A 24110-nucleotide genomic window follows, 5' to 3' on the forward strand; every position below is an offset into this window, starting at 1 on the left:
CAGGGCGGAACTTTCTCATGCAGGACACAGTCATTCTCGTTGGTTGCGGCAATATGGGCTTTGCCATGCTCAAAGGCTGGCTCGACAGCGGGATTCTACAAGCTGAGAATGTGCATGTGGTTGAGCCTTCAGAAACCCTTCAGACGCGGGCAGCGCTTGCCGGTGTGAATGCCTGCTCAAGCGCCGGCTCGCTCCCTGATAACCTTAACCCACGTATGGTGCTGGTTGCCGTCAAGCCACAGGTTATGGGCGATGTACTGCCCGCTTATAAGCGCTTTGCACCCAATGCCACTTTTGTCAGCGTGGCTGCTGGCATTCCAGTTTCATTTTTCGAACAGCATCTGGGTAGCGATGCAAAAATCATGCGCTGTATGCCGAATACGCCTGCCGCAATTGGTAAAGGCATGCTTGTCACCTTCAAAAACACAAATGTTAGTGACGATGATGCAGCATTCGTAAAAAGCCTGCTCAAAACATCCGGTAAGGTTGCAAGTATTGACGATGAAGCACAGATGGATGCCGTGACTGCCGTTTCCGGCTCTGGCCCTGCTTATGTATTCCACTTCATTGAAGCCTTGACCGATGCTGGTGTGACCGCGGGTCTTCCGCGCGAAACGGCAGCGCTTCTTGCCATGCAAACCGTGATGGGTGCGGGAGCGCTGGCTGCCTCCAGCAGCGATAGCCCAACGAAATTGCGCGAGCAGGTCACAAGCCCCAATGGCACAACAGCCGCAGCGCTAGATGTTTTGATGGGTGAAAACCGCCTCAAGAACCTTGTAACAGAAGCGGTTGAAGCTGCGCGCAACCGTTCTATTGAGCTGGGAAAGGCTTAAACCAATATTTTCGGCACCGCTTCTATCAATGCTTTCGTAACAGGCATGTGCGGTGCCGCAATCAATTCCTGCGTCGGGCGGCACTCAACAATCCGCCCTTGCTCCATCACAGCAATCTGATCAGCCATTTGTGCCGCAACGGCCAGATCATGCGTGATAAAAAGATAGGCTGTGCCCTCGGTCTTCTGTATCTCCAGCAACAATTTCAGAATTGTGCCTCGCACCGTTACATCAAGCGCAGACACCGCTTCATCCAGGACAATGAGCGATGGCCTTGTTGCAAGCGCGCGTGCAATCGCCACACGCTGACGCTGCCCACCGGAAATCTCATGCACGCCGCGTTTGCTCAGTTCAGGATCAAGCCCAACCTTTTTCAAAAGCTCTGAAATATCCCGTGTTATCCCATGAATACGCAGCGGCTCGCGCAGCAGATCATAGACCGTTGCGCGTGGATTAAAAGCAGAGAGCGGGTCCTGAAACACCATCTGCAATCGCGCGCGGCGCTTTCTGAGTTCCCCCCCTTTGAGGGCAAGCCAGTCTTCATCTTCAAACTGAACCGAACCCGTTTCAAGGGGATGCAGCCTTAACAGCGCACGCGCCAATGTCGATTTACCGCTGCCCGAAGGCCCCACCAGCGCCAGCGTTTCACCGGCCTTAATCACGAGATTTATATGATCGAGCGCCAGCTTATCGCCATAGCTCGCGGTCACGTCGCTCGCCTGTAACAACGCTCTATCCATGCTGAGGTTCCAGCACGGGGACGGCTGCAATCAGCGCTTTCGTGTAATCGCTCTGCGGCGTGGTAACAATTGTGCGCGCTGAACCGCATTCCACCAGTTCACCATGACGGAAAACGGCGATGCGGTCCGCCAGATTGGAAGCCAGTGCAATATCATGCGTGATAAAAATCAGCGTCATGCCATTGGCCTTAACCAAGGCACGCAGCAGTGCCACGATTTCCCGTTGCACAATGGTATCGAGCGCACTGGTCGGTTCATCCGCAATCAGAATATAAGGGTTTGCAGCCATGGCGAGCGCTATGGCGATGCGCTGCTTTTGCCCACCGGAAAACTGATGCGGATAGCGTAAAAAACTGAGTTCGGGAACAGGTATATGAACTTGCTCTAACAGATTGATTGCTTTATCTTTTGCAGCATTCCGATCTATGCTTTCATGAGCCCGAATCGTTTCAATCAATTGGGCCCCAACACGCATCAAGGGGTCAAAGCTTGAAGCGGGGTCCTGAAACACGAAGCCCACATCACGCCCCTGCTTTGGGGTTCCACCCGGCCATTGGATCGCGCCTGAAGTGCAAGCATTAAGAGGCAACAGACGGGCCAGCGCCAAAGCAAACGTACTTTTTCCAGAACCGCTTTCGCCGATAATGGCAAGCGTTTCGCCCTTATTGATATCCAGACTGATATTGTGCAGCGCATGATCCCGACCATAACGCACACCGAAATTGGTTATATGGGCAAGCACACTCATGTCTGTACCTCCCGCCGCGATGCAGCATTGGTGATGCCTTCGCCTGCGAGATAGACCCCCACGACCGTGAACGCCAGTGCCATCCCCGGCAGAATAGACAGCCATGGCGCCGAGCGCAAAACCGTGCGGCCCTCGGCAATCATACCGCCCCACGTCACGCGATTGGGATCGCCAAGCCCCAGAAATGAAAGTGCTGCTTCAATCAAAATGGCAGAGGCGACAATGACCGGCACAAGCGCCAGCACCGGCGGCAAAGCATTGGGCAGGATTTGCCGGAATGCGATTTCCAGCGGGTGCATACCGATCACACGGCTTGAGGCTACGTAATCGCTCTCGCGGATTGACAGCACTTGTCCGCGCGTCAGGCGTGCGGCCTGCGTCCAGCTTGAAAGCGCAATCGCTGCAACCAGCACAGGCAACGAAGGCCCGGCAATGCTGACCAAGGCAAGCGCCAGTAAAAAACCCGGAATGGTCTGGAAAGCTTCTGTTATGCGCATCAACACTTCATCAACCAGCCCTCCCACAAAACCTGCCAATGTGCCGACAACACTGCCAATCAGGATGGATACCGCCGCTGCGGCCAGCCCCACGATCAGCGATGTGCGACTTGCGTGGAATAGCTCGGCCAGTACATCACGACCCAGCCGATCCGTTCCAAATGGAAAGGATGCATTGTCGAAAGGCGCAAGCATCGGCGTTGCCACAATGCGCAAAGGATCACCGGGAAAGAGCAATGGCGCAAAGAGTGCTGCGGCGATCAGCACGAGCAGAATAATCGCGCCTGCAATGCCTTCTCCTGAACTGAAATAACGCCTGCCCCCATTCATTGTCGGGCCTTTCCGGCAGATATGCGCGGATCAAGCCAGAGATAGAGAAGATCAACGACGAAATTGACCAAGATCACCATAATGGCGCTGGTCAAAATGACGCCCAGCAGCAGAGGCGTATCACGGCTTGCCACCGCCTCCTGCGCGAGCCGACCGAGGCCAGGAACCGCAAAAACGCTTTCAATCACCACACTGCCGCCCAGCATGGACGCAGCTTGCAGCCCAAGCATAGTGACCAGTGGAAGGAGTGCATTGCGCACGACATGGCACAACACGATACGCGGGTGAGATATGCCTCGCGCTTTCAGTGCGCGGACGAAATCCATACGCCAAATCTCAGCCATCGAAGCACGCATGACACGCAGATAAAGAGCCAGATAAATCAGGGCCAGCGAGACAACCGGCAGCACAAGATGACGCGCTATATCAAGTCCACGCGCAAGACCTTCCTTGCCGGAAGCAATTGTCTCTATGCCGCTTGAAGGCAGCCAGCGCAGCCGGATCGAAAACAGGATGACCAGCACAAGCGCCAGCCAGAAACCGGGAATGGCATAAAGCACAAGCGAAGCAACGGACAAAAAACGGTCGCGAAAACTTGCGGGCTTTGTACCGGCCACTATACCCAGAGCAGAACCCACAACAAAGGACAGCGCGGTGGCTGCGCCCATCAACAAAAGCGTATTGGGCAAACGTTCAAGAATGACATCCAGAATAGGACGGTTAAAACTGACCGACCAACCAAGATTTCCCTGTAAAAGCGCTGTAAGATAGGCCGTGAGCCTATGCCATATAGACAGATCAAGCCCCCAACGCGCACGCATGTCCGCAATAGCAACCGCATCACCACCAAAGCTCACAGCATAGGCATCGACCGCATCTCCCGGTGCTGTTTCCAGCATCAGAAAACAGCCTATAATAACAATCAGCAGCACCATCAGGCTGCCGATCAGTCGTTTTCTGAGAAGCAACAGAAGCTGCGTCACTGCTTAATCCAGCTATCGGCCCAATTGGAGACAGCCCAGCGCGGATTGTTGGCAACATTCTGCACGCGATCATTGGCAACAGTAATGAAGCCCCATTCAGCCACATTGATGAGCGGCAGATCGGCTTCCACCAATTGCTGAAACTGGTGATAAAGTGCCGTGCGCTCCTTCTCATCAATCTCATGTGCTGCTTTGGCAATCACCGCATCCAACTCAGCATTGGCGTAACCACCCTGATTGGAGAACGGAACACCCGAAGCAATGCCGCTTTCAACCAGAATGGTCGTCGAAATGGCGGGGTCTCCACGATAGACAGTCGGCGCAATCGCAAGATCAAAATCGTGGTCCGTATAAACCGCCTTTTGATGCGCTGCTGAGTCATTGTTGACAATACGCGCATCAATGCCAATCTCTGCAAGTGCTTGTCTAAGATAATCCCCGAACTGTCTGGTTTCATTGAAATAAGGTGCGGGCAATAACTTGAGTACAAAACGGTTTCCATCCTTGCCGCGCTTATAACCGGCCTCATCCAGAAGTGCATTAGCCTTCGCTATATCGAAAGGATAAGCGGTCACATCACGCGTATAAAACTGGCTGTCATATTGGGGAACCGGCCCGGTCGAAGGCTTGGCATAGCCCATGAAAATCGTTTTCACCACCAAATCGCGATCAATCGCATGCGCGATTGCCTGACGGACTTTAAGGTCTGAGAGTTCCTTGCGGCGATGATTGATTTCGACGACCAACTGATAGGTCAGCGCCTCATAGCCCTTGGAAATGACACGCAGCCCCGGCACTTTTGAGATGCGGTCGAGATCAGCCAGAGGGACCGCGGAGAATGCTGCAAGGTCAATTTCCTCCGCTTCCAGCGCGCCTGCGGCGGCGGCACGGTCCGGCAGCACACGATAGATGATTTCGTCAAGATAAGGCTCGCCATCGCCCCAATAGTCATCATTCTTCGTCAGGCGATAATATTCGCCCGTCTTGTGCTCGGCATATTTGAACGGGCCTGTGCCAATCAGCTTCTCATTGGCAGGGTTGGCGGCAATGTCGGTACCATCAAACACATGTTTGGGCAAAACGGCAGTCAATGCCGGCAACGCATTGCGAATGAGCTGAAACGGGGTTGGCTCGCTGAAATGGAAGATCGCCGTATATTCATCCGGCGTCTCAACCTTCTCAAGCGCCTTGAACACGACGCGGCCGAGATTTTGCAGTGGTTTCCAGACCTGCATGGCAGAAAACGCCACATCTGCCGCGGTAAACGGCTGACCATCATGCCATTTGACGCCCTCTCGCAGATGGAAAGTCGCAGTCAGACCATCAGCAGAGCCTGCCCAACTGGTTGCAAGGCGTGGTTCAAGGCCATTTTGACCGTCAAACGATGCTTCCGCCAAAGGCTCAATCACTTTGCTCGCCACGAAGAAAACACCGTTGGAGGCAACAATGGCCGGATTGAGATTACGCGACTCGGAATCTGCGGCGACGACCAGTCGTCCGCCATTTTGCGGTGTATCTTCGGCACTTGCCCAATGGGGCAAAAGCGGCAATGCCGCAAGCGAAGTCGAACCAATAAGAAATGCTCTGCGCGATGCAACAAACCGAGCCATATCACTGCCTCTGAAATTCAATTCCCTATGTATTTGTCTACACCGGACCTAAACAAATTGCAGGGCAAATCCTGTCGCAGTGGCAATAAATAACGAAAACTGTTTCTGTTTTGGAAAAGATCTGCATCCCGAAAGCTAATCAACAGGCAACTCTCTGCGAGACCAGTCTTTTTTAGGAACCGTGCCACCAATCGCATACTGGAACGACGAGACCGCCATATCTTTTGGATTAATGGTGCAATCGAAATCCAGATTGTACCATTTTGCACGACTTCGAAAGGCACCTCCAGACATCTTCAAACTCGTCTCTGTCAGCGCTCCACCTGTTCGGGCCATCATATCAGGCACGATGTCCGGTCGATGATGCCGGATTTGCTCCAAGGCCTCAATGCCACAAATCTGTATGACACGATCTGTCGGAGAAAGCTTTCCTAAAGCCTGTTTCACACGCGGATTTGCAAGAGCATCTTTTGAGTAGATTTTCTTAGCCTTGATCATAGGCGCGTCCTGCTTTTTCAAGTCAGCTCGGCTGGAAGATGATTTTTCAGTGCTCAGAACTGGCTCGCCACCAAACGTCTTCTCCTGAAACCGTTCCGATACCCCATCAACTGGTTGAGGCCTATCAACCCCTTGCTGTTCAGACGCCCTGTTCGGCTCGGTTTTGGTGTTTTCTTTCTTATCATCTGAAGCCGCTTCAAACGCTTTATAGGGCGCGGCAGCCTTATCCTTAGTGGCAGAATTTTTCTCTTGAGCAGGTGATGGGCTGTCTGATGGCGGCGGAACCAGCTCGACTTTCACGTCCTCAGGCTGGACGGAATGCGTTGACATTGGAAATGTGAACAATAGCAGCGCAAGGACTGCACCATGCAATCCAACCGAGACCAGACCACCCAACAATGTGTCTTTGTCCACCACCGATGATCAGTCCTTCCTCCCACGATAATGAGGGATAGTGTCAGAAAAAATTCAACCATAGAACCAGAACTGTTTTTCCCTTTCGAGCTTTATAAAAGAAATTTTCTCCTTGCCAAACACCCTCCCTTGCATAGATCATGGTTAATTATGTGTTGTCGTATTTCGTGAAGGAAAACTGATACGGCACACAGCCAAAGAGCCGAAATCTGCTCTTTTCAACTGCATTTGCGGAGTTCTGTATCGAAGTTTCTGTAAATGCCTTTAGCTGAAGCACCATTGGAAGAGAGGAAACAGGAATGTCCAGTTTGCTGCCCCCACTTCATGACGGTCATGCACCGATCTATCTGCATCACGCCTTTCAGGATGCGGTAGATGCTTATGAGGACTGGAATCTCGAAATGGAAGAGCCGGTCGTAGCAATCAATGGTAAGATTACCCGTATTAGCGTTGTTTTCCGACGTCTTTGGCGCTGCACTGATACAATCCCTCGCCATACGCTTGAAGCATTGAGGGACATCGTTCCATCAAGCCTTATTCATACGGAGCGCTGGAAAGAGAGTGCCACATTCGCAGAAGCTGCCCATCTGATGCGGACCGCATTGGAATGGCGGAAAGCGCGACGCGTGCCAGTCATCTGCTAAAACCGGATCGTCATATACGACGGGCGGGTTAATCCCGCCCGTTATCAGTTTACATTCAGAACAACTCAGAGCTTGCGGAATCGAACGCGCGCGCTGCGCTCAATTGCTGCAACGGTCAATTCATCCAGTGTCCAGCGATCACGCAGCATCTGAAGAAACTCGAGTTCTTCCTGCTCGACATGCAGATCAGCCGCCGCCACTTCAACGGCCAGTGCATAGGCAGTATCATAGAGCTTTTCCGGCAATGCCTCATGCGCCAAGTCGAGAATGCGCTCCAACCCGTCCTCGAAAGCCAGAAGCTCATAACAATCGCTGGCAATTTTAGGTAGCCGCGCAGAGTCAAAACCCTGAAAAACCGGCAGGCGCGAAACCACATTGCTGATCGATGCCATTTCCGCATCGGTCATCGACGTGTCTGCGGCAGACGTTGTCACCATGATGTACACTAGGGCGTCGTGTGCGGAAATCTTATTCATCGAATGCTCCTCAACAGGTGAACCGGAATCACAATTTCGGTCACATTGGCCGAAAATTAGGAAGCCTGAGAGACTTGCGCAAGGAAATTCACTCGGAATTATCGCTGCAAAGATTGACGTCTGGGGTTAGCCGCGCCATAGAGCAATAGCACATCTGAGTGCAGAAAAACTTCATCAAACAAAGCCCTTCACAGGACATCAGGAAAAAATCATGACTTCGCACCGCCTTCCCGAAATTACGCTGACCCCGGAACTGACCGCGGCGGCTGCGGAAGCGAAATCGTGGCCTTTTGAAGAGGCAAGAAAAATCCTCAAGCGCTACGAAAAGACGGGGCTTCCTGAAACCGTGATTTTTGAGACCGGCTATGGGCCATCGGGCCTGCCGCATATCGGCACGTTCGGCGAAGTTGCACGCACCTCGATGGTACGTCACGCGTTTCGCGTTCTGACTGGTGATAAAGTCAAGACTCGCCTCATCTGTTTCTCGGACGATCTCGACGGTATGCGTAAGATCCCGGACAATGTACCGGACAAAGCAGCCCTTGAGCCATATCTGCAATTACCGCTTTCTGCCGTGCCAAATCCGTTTGGCGGCGAATACAAGAGCTTTGCCGAGCATAATAACGCCATGCTCTGCCGCTTCCTTGATACTTTTGGCTTCGACTATGAATTCGCCAGCGCAACGGACTATTATAAGTCCGGTAAGTTCGACGCCGTACTGCTCAAGGCAGTCGAACGCTATGACGACATCATGAAGGTGATGCTGCCGACGCTCGGTGAAGAACGTCAGGCGACCTATAGCCCGTTTCTGCCAATTTCGCCAAAGTCCGGTCGCGTGCTCTACGTGCCGATGAAGCGCGTGGATGCTAAAGCCGGCACCATCACCTTTGACGATGAAGACGGTGTTGAAACCACACTCCCCGTTACCGGCGGCAACGTGAAGCTACAGTGGAAGCCGGATTTCGGTATGCGCTGGGCAGCGCTCGGTGTTGATTTTGAAATGTTCGGCAAAGATCATCAGACCAATGCCGGTATTTACGATCGCATCTGCGAAATTCTTGGCGGTCGTGCGCCAGAGCATTTTGTTTACGAGCTCTTCCTCGATCAGATCGGCCAGAAGATTTCAAAATCAAAGGGCAACGGCATCGCGATTGACGAATGGCTGGCCTATGCACCAACCGAAAGCCTTGCACTCTACAACTTCCAGAAGCCGAAGACCGCGAAGAAGCTCTACTTTGACGTGATTCCGAAGGCGGTGGACGAATATTTCACCTATCTGTCAGCTTATAACCGTCAGGAATGGAAAGACCGTCTGAACAATCCGGTCTGGCATATCCATTACGGTAATCCACCAAAGGTTGAGCTGCCGGTGACATTCGCACTGATGCTCAATCTGGTGAGTGCATCCAATGCGGAAAGCCCGAGCGTTCTGTGGGGCTTCATCTCGCGCCATGTGCCGGGTGTTACGCCAGAAAATAACCCGGAACTTGATGCGCTGGTTGGCTATGCAATCCGCTACTTCAACGATTTCGTCAAGCCAACCAAACAGTTCCGCGCCCCTGATGATGTGGAACGCGCTGCACTTGAAGGCCTTGATGCGAAACTTGCGACCTTGCCAAGCAATACCGATGGCACCGGCATTCAGAACGCCATTCTGGACGTCGCCCGTGCAATCGAACGCTATCAGGATCACACCAAAAAGAGCCCTGAAGGGGGCCCAGGCGTATCGGTTTCGTTCTTCCAGATGCTTTATGAGGTCCTGATCGGCCAGGAACGTGGCCCGCGCTTTGGTTCGTTCGTTGCCCTTTACGGCATCGACGAAACCCGCGCCCTGATCAAAAAAGCCCTCGCAGGCACCTTGTCATAAGTAAATGCTCGTAAAGTAAAAAAGCCTCGTTCCGAATTTTCGGGCGAGGCTTTTTTTTGCTCTAATTCTGTGGTGCAGGTGGAAAGGCACCATCTAGCTGCTGCGGCGTTACCGGTTGTTGCGGCGTATCCGGCGGTATCATCATCGGCAGGCTCGGAGCGTTATTCAGCTCCGGCAAAGAAGTTTCCGGCTTATCCCCATAGAGGCCGAGTTTTGCATCTTCGGCTTTCTTGCCCGCTTCCCCATAAGCACCACCTGCGCTGGCCTTGGCCCAACCATTGGCGACAAGCCATAAGGCAGGATCGTCACTGCCAACGCTGCATTGGGTCGCTATCGCCGCACCGCTGTCATTTTGCGGCAGACGACACATAATCGCCCGCGCACGAAGCCACTGGCGGAATGCAGTACGGGCCTGCATACCGCATGGCCAGTTTTCACCCGCTGCCGACTGGCAGCTTTGCTCAACCGGCGTGACATCAATGCCCTGCAAGTCGACAATGCGTCCCTGACTTTCAAGACGCCCGGCTGCAATTGCTACGGGACGCTGCAGAAGCTGCATCGGCTCGCCCGCATCAACCGGCGCGGCTGGGGCTGCTGGCTCCGGCGGTTTTGGCGTTGACGCCAATCCCATATCACTCAGAGGTGGGCGCGCAGGTTCACGCTCAAGCCCGCCTTGGCCATCCTGATTGACAGGGGACTGCGCGTCAGTGTTTGGCGCATTTTCAGCAGCAGGCATCTCTTGCGAGGCAGGATTATCGCCGCCTGTATCCTTTGCGGGTTCGTTATAATCAAACTGCTCAACGACAATTCCATTACCCGAACCGGTATCCGGCTTGCTTTGACCATCGCCGCTTTCGACCACAGTGACCGGACGATCGAGTGCGCCATAAAATGGCGCGACAAAAGCTGCCACGAGAATGGCACCGGTCAGACCGGCAAAACTACCAAAAACAATACGACCATGGTTCTTACGTTGCATATTCGTCATTACTGACTCGCCCATAAAATACGGGCGATCCACTCAATATCCTTGGTCTCAAAGGAACGATTGGGAAACTCGGGATTGAACGAATGAAGTTCAATCGTTCGCGGTGTCTGGCGATGCAGGATTTTAGCCATAACCTCTCCGTCTTTGGTTCGAACAACCACACGATCACCCCGGCGAACCGCTGCGTTGGGCGCTACGACCAACGTATCGCCATCCCGGTAAAGCGGCAACATCGAGTCGCCGGAAACTTCCAACGCATACACATTATCGGTTGGAGCAGCAGGAAACTGCACAACATCCCAACCTTGGCCAGCAGGAAATCCGGCATCGTCAAAATAACCGCCTCCGCCCGCTTCTGCCAAGCCAAGCAGCGGGATAGCACTCGGCTCCTGCAGATATTCCCCGTAATTTGGCGTCGATATTTCACCACGGATAAGCCGAGTAAACTCATCGAATGTTGCGCCTGTGGCTTCCATGACTTTAGCGAGCGACTCAGTTGAAGGCCAGCGGGCGCGACCATCGGCAGCATAACGCTTGGATTTATTGAACGTGGTCGGATCAAGCCCAGCACGGCGCGCAAGGCCAGACGCACTTAATGAATTGCGCTCCGCCAAGGCATCAATCGCAGCCCATACGCTCTCATGAGAAAACATTGTTACAACCCGCCAAAGAGGATTTTAAACCTAATAATTTATCTTAACTTGTGCCAAATTTAACTGAAAATCTGATTTTACACAAGGTGCGCGATTTTACAGGGAAAATTTTCTTATTTACAAATGAAAACGCGCGGCATCACAATGCCGCGCGTTTTTAAACAGATCGTCAGGCAGCAGATCAGGCTGCTTTTTTTGCTTCGCCCTTATAAGGGTTGAAGCGCTGATAGAAGCTTTCGCCATTTTCTGCCATATCGACAAGCAGTTTCGGCGCTTTGAATTGCTGGCCGTATTTGCGCTGCAACTCCTTGGCAAGTTTGACGAATTTCTTCGCGCCCATACCATCGATATAGGAAAGCGTGCCTCCGGTATAAGGGGCAAAACCAAAGGCCAGAATGGAACCGACATCGGCTTCACGCGGATCAGTGACAATGCCTTCTTCCATCACACGCGCGGCCTCCAGAGCAATCGTCACAAGGAAGCGCTCTTTCAGCTCCTTCACGTCGATTTTATCGGGGTTCTGTTGCGGATAAAGGTCTTTCAGTCCCGGCCAAAGATGCTTCTTGGCAGGCTTGGCTGGATATTCGTAAAAGCCCTTGCCGTTCTTGCGGCCCTTGCGGTCGAACTCGTTGACGAGCTTATCCACCAGTTCCACATGACGCGGATCGACAGCCTTCTCGCCAAGATCAGCCAATGTTGCCTTGAGGATTTTCTGCGAGAGGTCAATTGCCGTTTCATCGTTGAGCGCAAGCGGACCAACCGGCATACCGGCCATACGGGCGGCATTTTCGATCATCGCAGCAGGGACACCTTCAACGATCATGTTGTAGGCTTCCGACATATAGCGCAGCACGCAGCGATTGACGTAGAAACCGCGTGTATCGTTGACAACAATCGGCGTCTTCTTGATTGCACGAACATAATCAAGGGCAACAGCCAACGCCTTGTCGGACGTCTTCTTGCCGAGGATGACTTCCACCAGCATCATCTTGTCGACGGGCGAGAAGAAGTGAATGCCAATGAAGTTCTTCGGACGCTTGGAGACTTTCGCAAGGCCAGTGATTGGCAAAGTTGAAGTATTGGATGCAAAAATCGCCGTTGCCTTGAGAACTTCCTCCGCCTTTTCGGTCGCCACACGCTTGACTTCGCGGTCCTCGAACACGGCTTCGATCACCAGATCGGCACCTTCGAGCTGCGCATAGTCAGGCGTTGCCGTGATAAGCGACAGGAGCTTTTCCTTGTCTGCTTCGGTCGCGCGGCCCTTCTGCATTTCCTTGGTGATAAGGTCAGCCGTATGCGCCTTGCCCTTATCAGCGGATTCCTGATCACGATCGATCAGCACCACCGGAATGCCAGCCTTGGCTGTCACATAGGCAATGCCTGCACCCATGAAGCCAGCGCCAATGACGCCGATCTTCTTGAACTTGGTTGGCTTTTCATCCACAGGACGGCGTGCGCCCTTGTTCAATTCCTGCAACGACACGAAGAGCGAACGGATCATCATACCCGCTTCGGTCGTCTGAAGAATTTCAGTGAAATAGCGCTGCTCGATCTTAAGGCCGGTGTCGAACGGCACAAGAAGGCCTTCATAAACCGATTTCAGAATAGCGAGTGCCGCCGGATAATTGCCGGAGGTTTCGCGACGCAGAATGGCGGTTGCAGCAGGCCAGAGATTTGCACCGGCAGCCGAATAGATCGCGCCGCCTGGCAGTTTGAATCCCTTTTCATCCCATGGCTGAACAGGCTTAAGACCGCCCTTGATCAGCTTCTTGGCGGTTTCGACCAGCTTCTTGGCCGGAGCGACTTCAGTAACAAGCCCCATCGCCTTGGCGCGCTGCGCGCTCAGGCTTGAGCCAGTTGTCATCATCTGCAAAGCGTCCTGCTGGTTGGCAAGGCGCGGAACACGCTGCGTGCCGCCAGCCCCGGGAAACAGGCCGACTTTCACTTCCGGCAGGCCCATCTTCACGCCCGGTGCATCCGATGCAACACGAGCATGGCAGGCAAGCGACATTTCAAACGCGCCGCCCATGCATGTGCCGTTAATGGCTGAGACCCATGGCTTGCCAGAGGTTTCAAGCTTGCGGAACAATCCGCCCATCCGACCGACATTGTCGAACAACGACTGAACGGTAGCTTGGCTGTCCTTGGCTTTTTGCTTCTGAAATTCCTTGAACATGCCTTCGAGCATGGTCAGATCAGCGCCGCCTGAAAAAGTTTCCTTGCCGGACGTGATGACGACGCCCTTGACCTTTTCGTCAGCGGTCGTCGCATCGATGATAGCATTCAGTTCCTGCATCACCTCGACGGTGAAAACATTCATCGACTTTTCAGGCATGTCCCATGTGACGAGGGCAATGCCATCAGCATCGGTTTCAACTTTGAAATTTACATAAGCCATATTCGCCTCCTCTCCTTACACGCGCTCAATGATCGTGGCCGTACCCATGCCTGCACCGATGCACAAAGTGACCAGTGCCACATTGAGGTCGCGGCGCTCCAGTTCATCCAGCACAGTGCCGAGGATCATCGCGCCGGTTGCGCCAAGCGGATGGCCCAGCGCAATCGCGCCGCCATTGACGTTGATCTTGTCGTGCGAAATGTCGAAGGCCTGCATGTAACGCAGAACCACAGCAGCGAAGGCTTCGTTCAACTCGAACAGATCAATGTCCGAGATTTTCATCTTGGCCTGTTTGAGGAGCTTTTCCGTGACATCAACCGGACCAGTCAGCATCAGTGCTGGTTCGGAGCCGATATTGGCAAAAGCACGAATACGGGCGCGCGGCTTGATATCGAAGGCTTTGCCAGCCTTCTTCGAGCCAACGAGAACGCCTGCTGCACCATCAACAATGCCAGACGAGTTACCTGCATGGTGCACGTGATTGATGGTTTCGACTTCTGGATGCGCTTGAATGCCAACGGCATTGAAGCCGCCCATTTCACCGGGCATCACGAAGGATGGGTTGAGCTGACCGAGCGCCTGCATATCAGTGCCAGGGCGCATATGCTCATCATGATCAAGAATGGTAAGGCCATTCTGATCCTTGATCGGAATAACTGAATGCTTGAAATAACCCTTTTCCCACGATTTTGCTGCTCGCTTCTGGCTTTCGACAGCATAAGCGTCGACGTCATCACGCGAGAAGCCGTATTTCGTGGCGATTAGATCAGCGGAGACGCCCTGCGGCATAAAATAGCCCGGGAAACCGACGGATGGATCCATGTACCAGGCACCGCCCGACATACCCATGCCAACACGGGACATGCTTTCAACGCCACCCGCGATCACCAGATCGTCGGCACCGAACGCAATCTTAGCCGCTGCAAGGTTGATCGCATCAAGACCTGACGCACAGAAACGCGAAATCTGAATACCCGGCGCCTTGAAATCATAACCGGCTTCAAAAGCCGATGAACGCGGAATAACGGCACCCGCTTCGCCAACAGGATCAACACAGCCGAAAATAATGTCATCGACCTTTGCCGTATCGATGCCGTTGCGGTCGCGCAAGGATTCCAGAACCTTCGCGCCCAGACGAACGGCAGGCACTTCATGCAGACTGCCGTCTTTCTTGCCACGTCCGCGCGGTGTGCGAACGTGATCGTAAATATAAGCCTCAGCCATTTTATCTCCTTCCCGCTGAACCCGAAAGTCCAGCCTGATCTCTCACTCAAAATGTGTCTGCGTTGAGCGCCATCATGCTATCCGCACCTGACTGGATACGTGCAAGATGCGCCACACTTTCCGGCATGATCCGCTCGAAATAGTAGCGTGCCGTGATAAGTTTGGCTTCAAGATAGGCCTTATTGCCTTCACCCGCTGCCAGCTTTTCTTCTGCAACCTTCGCCATGCGCGCCCACATGTAACCAAGTGCCACCAGACCAAACAGGTGCATATAATCATTGGATGCTGCACCGGCATTGTCAGGCTTTGCCATCGCGTTCTGCATCAGCCACATTGTGGCGGCTTGAAGATCATTGACGCCCTTCTTCAGATGCTTGGTGAAGAATGTGAGCTTTTCATTCTCACGATTGGCTTCGCAGAACTCGCCCACTTCCTTAAAGAAAGCAGTGATCGCACGGCCACCATTCAGCGCAAGCTTGCGGCCAACCAGATCGAGCGCCTGAATACCGTTGGCACCTTCATAAATCATGGCAATGCGCGCATCGCGCACATATTGGCTCATGCCATGCTCTTCGATATAGCCGTGACCACCGAACACCTGCTGCGCCATGACAGCGTGTTCAAACCCTTTGTCGGTCAGAACACCTTTCAGCACAGGCGTCAAAAGCCCCACGAGATCATCCGCAGCCTGGCGCTCTGCTTCATCGCCGGAACGATGGGCAATATCGGAGTTCAACGCCGTCCAGAGAATGAGTGCACGCCCGGATTCGTTATAAGCGCGGATATTCATCAGGTTGCGACGAATATCCGGATGCACGATGATCGGATCAGCCTTCTTATCGGGTGCGCTCACACCTGAAAGCGCGCGGCCCTGAATGCGCTCACGTGCATAAATCGCGGCGTTCTGATAGGCAGTTTCGGCAATCGAAAGCCCCTGAAGCGCAACACCAAGCCGCGCTTCATTCATCATGGTGAACATGGCGCGCAGGCCCTTATGCGCTTCACCAATCAGGAAGCCTGTCGCATCGTCATAGTTCATAACACAGGTAGCATTGCCGTGGATGCCCATCTTCTCTTCGATGGAACCACACGACACACCATTGCGCGCACCCGGATTGCCATCAGCATCCAGAATGAACTTCGGCACGATGAACAGCGAAATGCCTTTCACACCTTCCGGTGCACCATCGATACGCGCCAACACCAGATGGATAATGTTCTCCGACATGTCATGTTCGCCAGCCGAGATGAAAATCTTCTGGCCGGAAATCTTGTATGAACCATCATCCTGCGGCGTTGCACTGGTGCGCAGAAGACCCAGATCCGTTCCGCAATGCGGCTCGGTCAGGTTCATGGTGCCGGTCCATGTGCCTTCCACCATCTTTGGCAGATAGGTGTCTTTTTGCGCATCCGTACCGTGGGTCAGGATCGCGGCAATCGCACCCTGCGTCAGGCCCGGATACATGGTCAGCGCCATATTGGCTGACGACATATATTCACCAACCGCTGTATGCAGCAGATAAGGAAGCCCCTGCCCGCCATATTGTTCAGGCACGGCCAAACCGAGCCAGCCACCTTCGCGATACTGGTCATAAGCGGCTTTGAAGCCCTCAGGGGTTTTCACCGAGCCATCGGATGCGCGAACGCAGCCTTGCCTGTCGCCTGAATGATTGACAGGAAACAGCGTGCCCTCGGCAAGCTTCGCGCCTTCGGACAGGATCGCCTCGACCACATCAGGCGATGCGTCAGCAAAGCCCGGCAAATTATTATAACGCTGATAATTCAAAACGTCATTGAGAACGAAATTTGTATCCTCAACTGGCGCGCGATAGCTCGGCATCGAAATCCTCCAAATCAATAACCCGCTCAGTCCCGCATGAAGCGAAACAGGCTTCCAACTGCGTGTTTGGTACGTCTGTCATACGAAGTGCTCAAATGCGTGACAGAGTAATCTCCATGTCAAAAATGGGGCCAAAAACTCAAAAAACCAGCCATTTTGCCACTTCTGAAGCTCCCGCAACTCAAAAACCGATGACGAGAGTCCAACTTCTTGGCAAAACTAGCGCACTTTGACGTTTCCGTAAACGTCAAAATTAAACTAATTTGTGAGGGAGCATGGACCTGCCCTTATGTAAACGCCGCCGTGGTTTGTCCCCCTGCGCCTTGGTATGGGCATTTCGTTGCATTTGATTTGTCCAGTTCGGGAAAATCATCGAATTAACGGGAAGCAGACCGTTTGCATTCAACAGTTCTACTTCGCGATCTACGGGCGTGTCGGTGAAGTTCGATATTGCGATTGCACTCGAAAACTCATGGCCAAATTATATCGGCTACCATAAACTCGGCATCGTTTTCATTAATAGACGGTTAGCCGCACCCTTGTTAGCCTATAAATAATGGGGGTGATTCTAATGTCGTCTGCGCCAAAGGCATGTCTTCACATGCGAGCTAATTGGCTCGGCCCTGTCGGTAGTTTAGATGCTGACCTAAGTAAGCATGCTCAAAACCTAGTTTATGCCCGAAACGGTACGGGGAAATCATTTCTTACTCGTGCACTCAGGTACCTTGACCTTCACGGGGATGGCGAAGATATCCAAGACGCGCTGATTAATCTCCTTGCCGAAGAATCCACGAACGGAGATGGTTTTTTCGAGCTTTCGCGGGGCGGCATCAATATCTGCAAACTCACATTGAGCTCAACTACATCGCGGGTCACTCCCGACGTCAGCGACCGCATTTTCCATGTCTTCTCCGATGATTTCGTTCACGCCGAACTTCGACAATCAAATTTTGTCGTCAACGGCAATATCGAGAGCAAAATAAGCCTAGACCAGTCGATAATCAGCACCAAGGATGCAGAGGAGACTCTGGCGCGGGCGGAATCTCATTTGAAAGAAATAAGAGAACGGCTAGAACAGCGAACGCTACAGCTCAAAGACCAGCAACTCGCTTCGAAGGCTAGCGTAAATAAGCGCCTCAGAGAATACGGCGACATAGACTTGGCCACCCTTTTAACGACGCACACAACTTTACCAGAGCAGGCTGCGCGATCTTTCGGGGATGTTCTAAACGATCTTGATAGACTCAAAAGCGTCCCCGCCGAACCTGACTATCCGGATGATATAAGCAAACCGCTTTTCGACCCCGCGTTTTTAAATGCCACCTCCGAAAATATCGCTAAGATCACCTCTCCCTCGACAGTTGCCGACGAAATCAAATCCAAGATCGCCGCGAACCCTGAGTTTATCGAAACTGGAGTCGACATCATTCAGAAGGATGCGCACGATTGCTGCCCTTTCTGTGAACAATCCATCGTGCACCCGCCCGCCAAAGACCTAATCGCCTCGTACATAGCTTTCTATGCAGATGCAGAAGGTGGGCATAAAGCAGCACTTCGCAAAGATTGGACGTGGATTAAAGGCCTTAGAGATGCCCTTTCTCAATGTGAAAGGTCTGTAGCCAGAAACCTAATCAAATACGACCGGTTAAGGAAGTTGGTACCGTCACAAGCGAGCGTTTCAGTACCCAATCTTTCAACCCAAATCGAGGCTATAGACAAATATCTGGGTGAATTGGCTGATACCATTGAGCAGAAGGGAAGAAACCCAAGCAAGGAAGTCGTCCTTCCAACAGGTGATCCGCTTTCCTTATTCCAGACACTGCATACAATGATCGATGAGATCAATAAAACGTTCTCCGCACTGGCGATGGCGATCAAAGCTTCTGACACTGAACGGCGAAATCTTCATCGGGAAGCTTGCTCTGTTTTCGTTATCGACTTTGTGCGATCAAACTGGACTTCATTCGAAGCTATTCGAGCACGAGAGGGTGATGTGCGACTAGCCTCGGAAGACCTCGCTTCGCTTAAGAAATCTCAACTTTCGGATAGCGCTCGCGACCGGGTCGCTGCGACATTCGAAGCCCTCGTGACTAGCTTCTTCGGTCATAAATATACTTTCGACAAAGCATCATTCACTCTTCGGCGAGAAAATCGCGAGATGGCGCGAGGGCCAAGCAGAACCCTGAGTGACGGCGAAAAGACTGTGATCGCCTTCTGCTATTTTATCGCGTGTGTTCATAAGAAAGTAAAAGCGACCTCCGACTACGCAAAAATTTTTCTGGTGTTCGATGATCCGATTACATCCATGTCTTATGACTATGTCTTTGCTATTGCACAGACGCTTAAGCACTTGAGCATTTCTTCGATAGGCGAAGTCTCGATCAATCCAGCGGATATAAAAAAAGGCCACCTGAGACCTGATCTTTTGGTCTTTACCCATAGTAGCTATTTCTACAATATCTGCGTCACGAACCGAGTCATCAAAGATGAAGCCGCCTTTTTCCTGTATAAGACCGGGGCTTCTCACCAGTTGTCAAAGCTGAAGAAGTACGTCGCCCCCTTCGAAGAGCATCTGCGGGAGATAGTCAACGTACATCACGGAGCAGAACCTTCTCATACGACAGGGCACGCTATACGTTGCGTTTTGGAAGCCGTAGGTCGCTTCTGCCACCCTGATAAATGTGACAGTCTGTCAAACTACATAAGTTATCTCGCGGGAGAAGAAGGCTTCGAGATCAAGAGCGTCCTCATCAATAATCTGTCTCATGGTACTTATTACGATGAGACTCCTAGTCCGGACGAACTGCGTGATGCGTGTGATGAAGCGGTCCGAATCGTGGAAAAATATGCCAAAGGTCAGCTTGAGGTGGCCAGAGCCATGAGTGGAGCGTGAAGATCCAACCAACGCCGACTGACGCGCGATGTCCCTAGAGTCTCTTTGGCCTTAAAGGCAGCTAGCGATTATCACAAACTAACAACTAGCGCATTCTGGCAGTTGAATTCCTTCCCGAGGGAACTGACGGCATCATGTGCGTCGCACATTTGTGACTGCTTTTTATTGGACCATAGTAGGATAATTCGTTGTTGTCATCATTTTCCAATCTTGCGACCAACATGCGGCGCAAGCGATGCAACCAAAAGCATTGAGCGACCAACAATCTGCGAACTCTGTGCAGCGACGGCTTCGTTCAACAGTCGGAGATTTCTATCGTTGATGTCGACAATGATCTCACGTTCATCCAACGGTCCGACCCCAATCATGACATCTGGCGCGACTGCAAGCCATAATTCCACACGCGGGTTACAGAGGTCGTTTGTTTCAGGCGGCGTCAGTTTTATCACCGGACGACTGCCCAAGATGAACGATTTCTTCGGGTTGGGTACGCGACAGACCGCGAGCCCTCGGCCTGCTATAGTCTCTAAAACATTCCTGCTGATTGATTTAAGTGATGAAACTCTAAGATTGCGATATAATTTTTCAAGATTTGATGGATCTAGCGTATCGCTGCGCTCTTTATTGGTTACCGGTCGGACTTTCCTGTGGAACGTATCGATATGGGCTTCGACCGTCCCTTTATGCTGCTCCTCGGTGAGAAGCGATGCATAAAAATCAGGTACGCGTCGAAATTGCTGGTAGAGAAACAGATCCCAGTTCGCTCGTTCAGATACGGTTAGCTGTGGCGTCCTCCACATCCTTGCCGCAGCTAATATTTTATCGATAATTGGCGCGGTGGCGGATTCCAATCGGCTAAATTGAGTTTCCAACTCCGCATCCTTGCTGCCGTCCCCGTTTAAATGACTGTATAGGTGCCCTCGCAAAAACAGATTATCGGGTTTCCCATACCATACTTTTTGTTCCGTACGTCGATGGTCATATGCCCATAACCCGCCGTCGTCAGTAAGGAAGTGCTTTTGAAGCATCTTTGGTACAAAGTGATGTCGTTTCGGGGCCTGTTGCATGGACATTTGTTATAATTGCCATCTCACTGAGCGCGTTCTTGGTCATTTTCCAGCTATGTCTTTTGTTTTTCCGGCAAGTCCCTCTCTGGTGCGATAAATTTCACCCATGATGCGAGCGAGCCTAATGCTCACAGAAAAATTCGCACCCTGTTTCACGTCTTTCTCCGCAATTCCTCAAAACAGTTATAGATCAACTACTTCGGATATCCCGGTGGTCAAGCTATCCCCCATTGAGCTCATACCGTCAAGAATCGCTGGCAACTCAGGAGCGATACGCATGCTTCAATTGCGTCGAAGCCTTGACGTCTTGGTCTATCTCTCTCAATGCTCTCAATTGCGATTACTGAGTAGGCACAGGATGCCTAGCATATTGGGGGCCATCTTGAAACTTACGTACGCCATCGGCGATGTACACGGTTGCGCCGATCTACTGCAGAAAATGCTATCAACGATCGAGGCAGATGCTGACGGAGAGCCGTATCGGGTCATCTTCCTGGGCGATATAATTGATCGCGGCTCCAATAGTCGCGCCGCCATGGAATTGGTCTGCCATACACTTGACACTCTCCCCGGCAGTTTTTTGATCCAGGGAAACCATGAAGAATTACTGCTCAGAGTTTTGGCGTGCGATGAAAACAGTGACCGCGTGCTGGAACATTGGAAGAAGCAGGGCGGCGACACTACATTTTGCTCGTACTCGTTCCTCGGTTATGAGAATTCCAGTTTAATCTTGGATGAATTCGAAGAGCTCTATCCACGCCATTTAAGAGCCCTAAAAGAATCCGTCAGCTATGTGATCGAAGGTCAATACCTTTTCGTTCACGCAGGCATTCGACCTGGGGTCACGATAGCGGAGCAGAAAGAAAAAGATCTTCGCTGGATCAGAGAAGGGTTTCTCGATTTTGAAGGCGACCACGGATACACAGTGGTTCACGGTCACACCATAACCGACAATTTCCAACCTGAGCGCCATCCCAACCGTATCAACCTCGACAGCGGCGCATACGTGTCTGGAAGGCTAAGTGCATTGAAAGTGATAAATGGCGAACGTGAAACGATGTTAACCGTTTCTCCGTAGCCTCAAAATATCGGTATATGGCGTTTGCTTGGAATTTCCCGGTAGCCAAGGCTATAAACAGCGCGGACCATCTGGCAACCCGAGACTACGGCTCTCTGGCTCTACCGGTGCATCTCTGGCTCTCAAGGCAGCATGTTCATCGAATTCAGCTCTAGTTGCCTGTGCGGGATCACACGGCCTTATCCCAAGACCCAAATGCTCAAAAAGTGTCCCGACAGGAATGTCAGTTTGTCCGGAATGCTCCACACGGTACAGGTGATTTCCGACACAGTATCTTCCATAATGTCTGCCTAGTTCGCCCAGTTCGACCGTGCTCGTCTCAGTACAAGATAAACGTAAACCGTCCAACTCGGCTCTGGCAGGAGGCAATTTCATCGCCAAGTCGATGGCATCCGTCAATTCAAAATACCCAAAAACGGAATAAGCAAATTCAGTATCTAAGTCCAAAATCCGCAACCTAGAAACGCGATACATGCTGTCCCGATATTTCAGGCTAGAGAAATAAGCCTCTCCCTGCACAACCGGTATTTCGGCATCAAGAATTATCTGTGCATCTTCTCCAAAAATATCCCATTCCAGTTCCATAGTGTCCTCCCTGAGTTAAACTCAGGCAATGATCGCTTGCTTTGTTGCAAGGGACACGGTTTTTGGGCGGATGGCAAAATAGGGAAGTTTATTCAATTACGCGTCCACTGACACGTTCGGTCAACTTCCAGCCCCTTGATCACAGGAACAGATATCTAGAACCATTACGCCTTGAATTTTTGCAAGAATGAATTCAGAAACGCAAGAAGCTGGCATTTGTGGGGGTAGATTCTATGGCAGATAAAATAATTCAAGTCGCATTACATGGTTTGCGGCGGAATGATTTAGGCAACTTCGAAATTAAAATCGGCAAGAAAAAGCTAAAGCTGTCCAAAACAGTAGTTCGCGTTGTGACCGAGATCCACGGGCTCTATGCGAGTAAATCAGCAAAAGCTCATGGGAAGTTTTCTGAGCCGATAGAGAACTATCCAGCACAAACGTTCATAAAAAATTTGAAAGACAATAACTATAATAACTTCTCTGAAATTACTAAGAAGCTAATGGACACATTGGCTTATCAAGCAAAGCTAAAGTCGGGTTCCACGGGCGGACACGTGCTCTTTGCTCATATTGAGAAAGATAAACAGGTCTACCTGTTGGTCGCAATTATCACTGAGAAACTAGGTGCGGCACTTACAAATGATTTGGACATTGCCGATATCAAGCATCTGGATTTAAGCGGTTTCCGATTTGCGGGTCGTGTGAACATTACCGCCTGGCTTGCAGGAGCCGACCGTTACATCGGTTTCTTGAAAGGAAAAGGCAACGTAGCGGAATATTTCAAGGAATTTCTGGGATGTGATACTGCCGTTCAAGACCAAGAGGATACCAAGACTTTAATTCGCATTTTGCGAGACTTTTCAGATCCGACCAATGGCATCGTTAAAGATAAAGAGAAATTTCTGAAAAAGGCCTTTGAGATCTGCGAAAGACACATTCGGTCAGGGTCTCCCATCGATTTCGAGGTATTTTCGAATGAATTGTTCCCAGAAAATCCAAATGATTTAGCATTAGCTCTGGTTCAGGAACAGGGGCTCTCAGATGGATTCATTCCGAACGATCGGGTTCTTAAAACACTCGTCAAATTCCGGGCGAAGACGCAACACTGGCGAATAGAATTCGATCGAAGTGCACTCGCCCAGAAGAAGATCGTCTATAACGGCGAAAAAAAGACTATACTGATTAGAGATTTGCCTGCAGACTTAATCGAAGAACTCGAACGCGAACAAGAATAAAATGCCGAGTATTACCTTCGACCAATTAATACCGATATACAAGAATTCGGAATTACAAGCCGATGGGCGATGGCGTTTGCGCATTGCAGACGCATCAATGCTTGCAACATTAAACCTCATTTTAACAGATCAAAAAGCACTTAACGATTCTCAAATTCATATTGATAGCAGTCAAACGGATTTGGCAATTGGCGCGTTTGTCGAAGCTGACGTTTGGGCTCCAAGAACAGGTTTGGGTGTTCGTGCTGAAAGCTTGACTGAAATAATTAACACTCCGGATTATCGACTTCGCGAGCCGTCACGCTGGTATCTTCTTGAGGAACGATTTGCCTATAATGATGGTAGGGTACCCGATTCCGTAAGTAAATATCGGCTCACCTTAAGAGCCTGTTCCAAAAAGGGTTGAGCGATTACAGTAGGTTATGATCCAATCGGATTGCTTACATTCGATGGAGATCACAATGGCCTGGACAGTAACCGCTCGCCGCCACTATGTACGTCGCAATTCG

The 24110-nt window shown here is 51.6% G+C and carries 21 protein-coding genes; 7 read left to right on the plus strand and 14 right to left on the minus strand.

What is annotated here, in order from left to right:
* Positions 1-17: 17 nt before the first annotated feature.
* On the plus strand, positions 18-833 hold the full coding sequence (proC, locus tag OPR82_RS09045; protein WP_265984429.1) for a pyrroline-5-carboxylate reductase: 816 nt from the start codon (positions 18-20) through the stop codon (positions 831-833).
* On the opposite strand, the gene OPR82_RS09050 is transcribed toward proC, so the two are convergent.
* The 6 genes from OPR82_RS09050 to OPR82_RS09075 form a co-directional block, all read right to left on the minus strand.
* Positions 830-1573, minus strand: coding sequence for an ABC transporter ATP-binding protein (locus tag OPR82_RS09050; protein ID WP_265984431.1), 744 nt, complete (start codon positions 1571-1573; stop codon positions 830-832). The genes proC and OPR82_RS09050 overlap by 4 nt on opposite strands.
* Positions 1566-2321, minus strand: a complete 756-nt coding sequence (locus OPR82_RS09055) for an ABC transporter ATP-binding protein (protein ID WP_265984434.1) — start codon at positions 2319-2321, stop codon at positions 1566-1568. Before OPR82_RS09055 ends, OPR82_RS09050 begins: the two co-directional genes overlap by 8 nt.
* A complete protein-coding gene (locus tag OPR82_RS09060) occupies positions 2318-3148 on the minus strand; it encodes an ABC transporter permease (protein ID WP_265984436.1) in 831 nt (276 codons plus the stop codon). Before OPR82_RS09060 ends, OPR82_RS09055 begins: the two co-directional genes overlap by 4 nt.
* A complete protein-coding gene (locus OPR82_RS09065) occupies positions 3145-4131 on the minus strand; it encodes an ABC transporter permease (protein WP_396998311.1) in 987 nt (328 codons plus the stop codon). Before OPR82_RS09065 ends, OPR82_RS09060 begins: the two co-directional genes overlap by 4 nt.
* Positions 4128-5741: an ABC transporter substrate-binding protein gene (locus tag OPR82_RS09070; protein WP_265984437.1), complete on the minus strand. Its 1614-nt coding sequence runs from the start codon at positions 5739-5741 to the stop codon at positions 4128-4130. Before OPR82_RS09070 ends, OPR82_RS09065 begins: the two co-directional genes overlap by 4 nt.
* Before the next feature lie 135 nt (positions 5742-5876).
* Positions 5877-6656: a DUF930 domain-containing protein gene (locus OPR82_RS09075; protein WP_265984438.1), complete on the minus strand. Its 780-nt coding sequence runs from the start codon at positions 6654-6656 to the stop codon at positions 5877-5879.
* Between the two features lie 296 nt (positions 6657-6952).
* On the opposite strand from OPR82_RS09075, the gene OPR82_RS09080 reads away from it, so the two are divergent.
* A complete protein-coding gene (locus OPR82_RS09080; RefSeq protein WP_265984439.1) occupies positions 6953-7297 on the plus strand; it encodes a BRA0787 family protein in 345 nt (114 codons plus the stop codon).
* 65 nt (positions 7298-7362) lie between these two features.
* Here OPR82_RS09080 and OPR82_RS09085 read toward each other — a convergent pair whose 3' ends face one another.
* Complete coding sequence (locus tag OPR82_RS09085) at positions 7363-7773, minus strand: tellurite resistance TerB family protein (protein WP_265984441.1); 411 nt, start codon at positions 7771-7773, stop codon at positions 7363-7365.
* Positions 7774-7984: 211 nt separating this feature from the next.
* Here OPR82_RS09085 and OPR82_RS09090 point away from each other — a divergent pair, with 211 nt between their 5' ends.
* Entirely contained in the window at positions 7985-9640 is a 1656-nt protein-coding gene (locus OPR82_RS09090; RefSeq protein ID WP_265984443.1) for a lysine--tRNA ligase, read from the plus strand.
* Between the two features lie 61 nt (positions 9641-9701).
* On the opposite strand, the gene OPR82_RS09095 is transcribed toward OPR82_RS09090, so the two are convergent.
* The 5 genes from OPR82_RS09095 to OPR82_RS09115 all read right to left on the minus strand — a co-directional run bounded on the left by OPR82_RS09095 (position 9702) and on the right by OPR82_RS09115 (position 16743).
* Entirely contained in the window at positions 9702-10628 is a 927-nt protein-coding gene (locus tag OPR82_RS09095; protein WP_265984445.1) for a thermonuclease family protein, read from the minus strand.
* The gene (locus OPR82_RS09100; RefSeq protein ID WP_265984446.1) at positions 10628-11281 is read right to left on the minus strand and encodes a S24 family peptidase; all 654 of its coding nucleotides are present in this window, start codon (positions 11279-11281) and stop codon (positions 10628-10630) included. The genes OPR82_RS09095 and OPR82_RS09100 overlap by 1 nt, the downstream gene beginning before the upstream one ends.
* Before the next feature lie 181 nt (positions 11282-11462).
* Positions 11463-13679, minus strand: a complete 2217-nt coding sequence (locus tag OPR82_RS09105) for an FAD-dependent oxidoreductase (RefSeq protein WP_265984447.1) — start codon at positions 13677-13679, stop codon at positions 11463-11465.
* Positions 13680-13694: 15 nt separating this feature from the next.
* The gene (locus OPR82_RS09110) at positions 13695-14903 is read right to left on the minus strand and encodes an acetyl-CoA C-acetyltransferase (RefSeq protein ID WP_265984448.1); all 1209 of its coding nucleotides are present in this window, start codon (positions 14901-14903) and stop codon (positions 13695-13697) included.
* 46 nt (positions 14904-14949) lie between these two features.
* Positions 14950-16743, minus strand: coding sequence for an acyl-CoA dehydrogenase C-terminal domain-containing protein (locus OPR82_RS09115; protein ID WP_265984451.1), 1794 nt, complete (start codon positions 16741-16743; stop codon positions 14950-14952).
* A 571-nt stretch (positions 16744-17314) separates the two neighbouring features.
* Between OPR82_RS09115 and OPR82_RS09120 the strand changes: the two genes are divergently transcribed.
* Entirely contained in the window at positions 17315-19636 is a 2322-nt protein-coding gene (locus OPR82_RS09120; protein WP_162762593.1) for an AAA family ATPase, read from the plus strand.
* 197 nt (positions 19637-19833) lie between these two features.
* Here OPR82_RS09120 and OPR82_RS09125 read toward each other — a convergent pair whose 3' ends face one another.
* On the minus strand, positions 19834-20709 hold the full coding sequence (locus tag OPR82_RS09125; protein WP_113533358.1) for a DUF4238 domain-containing protein: 876 nt from the start codon (positions 20707-20709) through the stop codon (positions 19834-19836).
* 376 nt (positions 20710-21085) lie between these two features.
* Between OPR82_RS09125 and OPR82_RS09130 the strand changes: the two genes are divergently transcribed.
* Positions 21086-21781, plus strand: a complete 696-nt coding sequence (locus OPR82_RS09130) for a metallophosphoesterase family protein (RefSeq protein WP_162762592.1) — start codon at positions 21086-21088, stop codon at positions 21779-21781.
* A 51-nt stretch (positions 21782-21832) separates the two neighbouring features.
* On the opposite strand, the gene OPR82_RS09135 is transcribed toward OPR82_RS09130, so the two are convergent.
* Positions 21833-22366 carry a hypothetical protein gene (locus OPR82_RS09135; protein ID WP_265984456.1) on the minus strand — a complete coding sequence of 178 codons (534 nt, stop codon included), beginning with the start codon at positions 22364-22366 and terminating at the stop codon, positions 21833-21835.
* Positions 22367-22599: 233 nt separating this feature from the next.
* Between OPR82_RS09135 and OPR82_RS09140 the strand changes: the two genes are divergently transcribed.
* The gene (locus OPR82_RS09140) at positions 22600-23601 is read left to right on the plus strand and encodes a nucleoid-associated protein (RefSeq protein WP_113533355.1); all 1002 of its coding nucleotides are present in this window, start codon (positions 22600-22602) and stop codon (positions 23599-23601) included.
* Position 23602: 1 nt separating this feature from the next.
* Positions 23603-24007, plus strand: coding sequence for a hypothetical protein (locus OPR82_RS09145; RefSeq protein ID WP_265984459.1), 405 nt, complete (start codon positions 23603-23605; stop codon positions 24005-24007).
* Positions 24008-24110: the final 103 nt, after the last annotated feature.

It is taken from the genome of Ochrobactrum chromiisoli (assembly GCF_026241335.1).
Classification (GTDB): domain Bacteria; phylum Pseudomonadota; class Alphaproteobacteria; order Rhizobiales; family Rhizobiaceae; genus Brucella; species Brucella chromiisoli.

Bases quoted from the DNA above. Each gene is read 5' to 3' on its own strand.
- OPR82_RS09105 (WP_265984447.1), bottom strand. From the start codon at position 13,679: ATGGCTTATGTAAATTTCAAAGTTGAAACCGATGCTGATGGCATTGCC.
- OPR82_RS09115 (WP_265984451.1), bottom strand. From the start codon at position 16,743: ATGCCGAGCTATCGCGCGCCAGTTGAGGATACAAATTTCGTTCTCAAT.
- OPR82_RS09050 (WP_265984431.1), bottom strand. From the start codon at position 1,573: ATGGATAGAGCGTTGTTACAGGCGAGCGACGTGACCGCGAGCTATGGC.
- OPR82_RS09055 (WP_265984434.1), bottom strand. From the start codon at position 2,321: ATGAGTGTGCTTGCCCATATAACCAATTTCGGTGTGCGTTATGGTCGG.
- OPR82_RS09145 (WP_265984459.1), top strand. From the start codon at position 23,603: ATGCCGAGTATTACCTTCGACCAATTAATACCGATATACAAGAATTCG.
- OPR82_RS09095 (WP_265984445.1), bottom strand. From the start codon at position 10,628: ATGACGAATATGCAACGTAAGAACCATGGTCGTATTGTTTTTGGTAGT.
- proC (WP_265984429.1), top strand. From the start codon at position 18: ATGCAGGACACAGTCATTCTCGTTGGTTGCGGCAATATGGGCTTTGCC.
- OPR82_RS09100 (WP_265984446.1), bottom strand. From the start codon at position 11,281: ATGTTTTCTCATGAGAGCGTATGGGCTGCGATTGATGCCTTGGCGGAG.
- OPR82_RS09085 (WP_265984441.1), bottom strand. From the start codon at position 7,773: ATGAATAAGATTTCCGCACACGACGCCCTAGTGTACATCATGGTGACA.
- OPR82_RS09070 (WP_265984437.1), bottom strand. From the start codon at position 5,741: ATGGCTCGGTTTGTTGCATCGCGCAGAGCATTTCTTATTGGTTCGACT.
- OPR82_RS09060 (WP_265984436.1), bottom strand. From the start codon at position 3,148: ATGAATGGGGGCAGGCGTTATTTCAGTTCAGGAGAAGGCATTGCAGGC.
- OPR82_RS09080 (WP_265984439.1), top strand. From the start codon at position 6,953: ATGTCCAGTTTGCTGCCCCCACTTCATGACGGTCATGCACCGATCTAT.
- OPR82_RS09090 (WP_265984443.1), top strand. From the start codon at position 7,985: ATGACTTCGCACCGCCTTCCCGAAATTACGCTGACCCCGGAACTGACC.
- OPR82_RS09120 (WP_162762593.1), top strand. From the start codon at position 17,315: ATGTCGTCTGCGCCAAAGGCATGTCTTCACATGCGAGCTAATTGGCTC.
- OPR82_RS09110 (WP_265984448.1), bottom strand. From the start codon at position 14,903: ATGGCTGAGGCTTATATTTACGATCACGTTCGCACACCGCGCGGACGT.
- OPR82_RS09125 (WP_113533358.1), bottom strand. From the start codon at position 20,709: ATGTCCATGCAACAGGCCCCGAAACGACATCACTTTGTACCAAAGATG.
- OPR82_RS09140 (WP_113533355.1), top strand. From the start codon at position 22,600: ATGGCAGATAAAATAATTCAAGTCGCATTACATGGTTTGCGGCGGAAT.
- OPR82_RS09135 (WP_265984456.1), bottom strand. From the start codon at position 22,366: ATGGAACTGGAATGGGATATTTTTGGAGAAGATGCACAGATAATTCTT.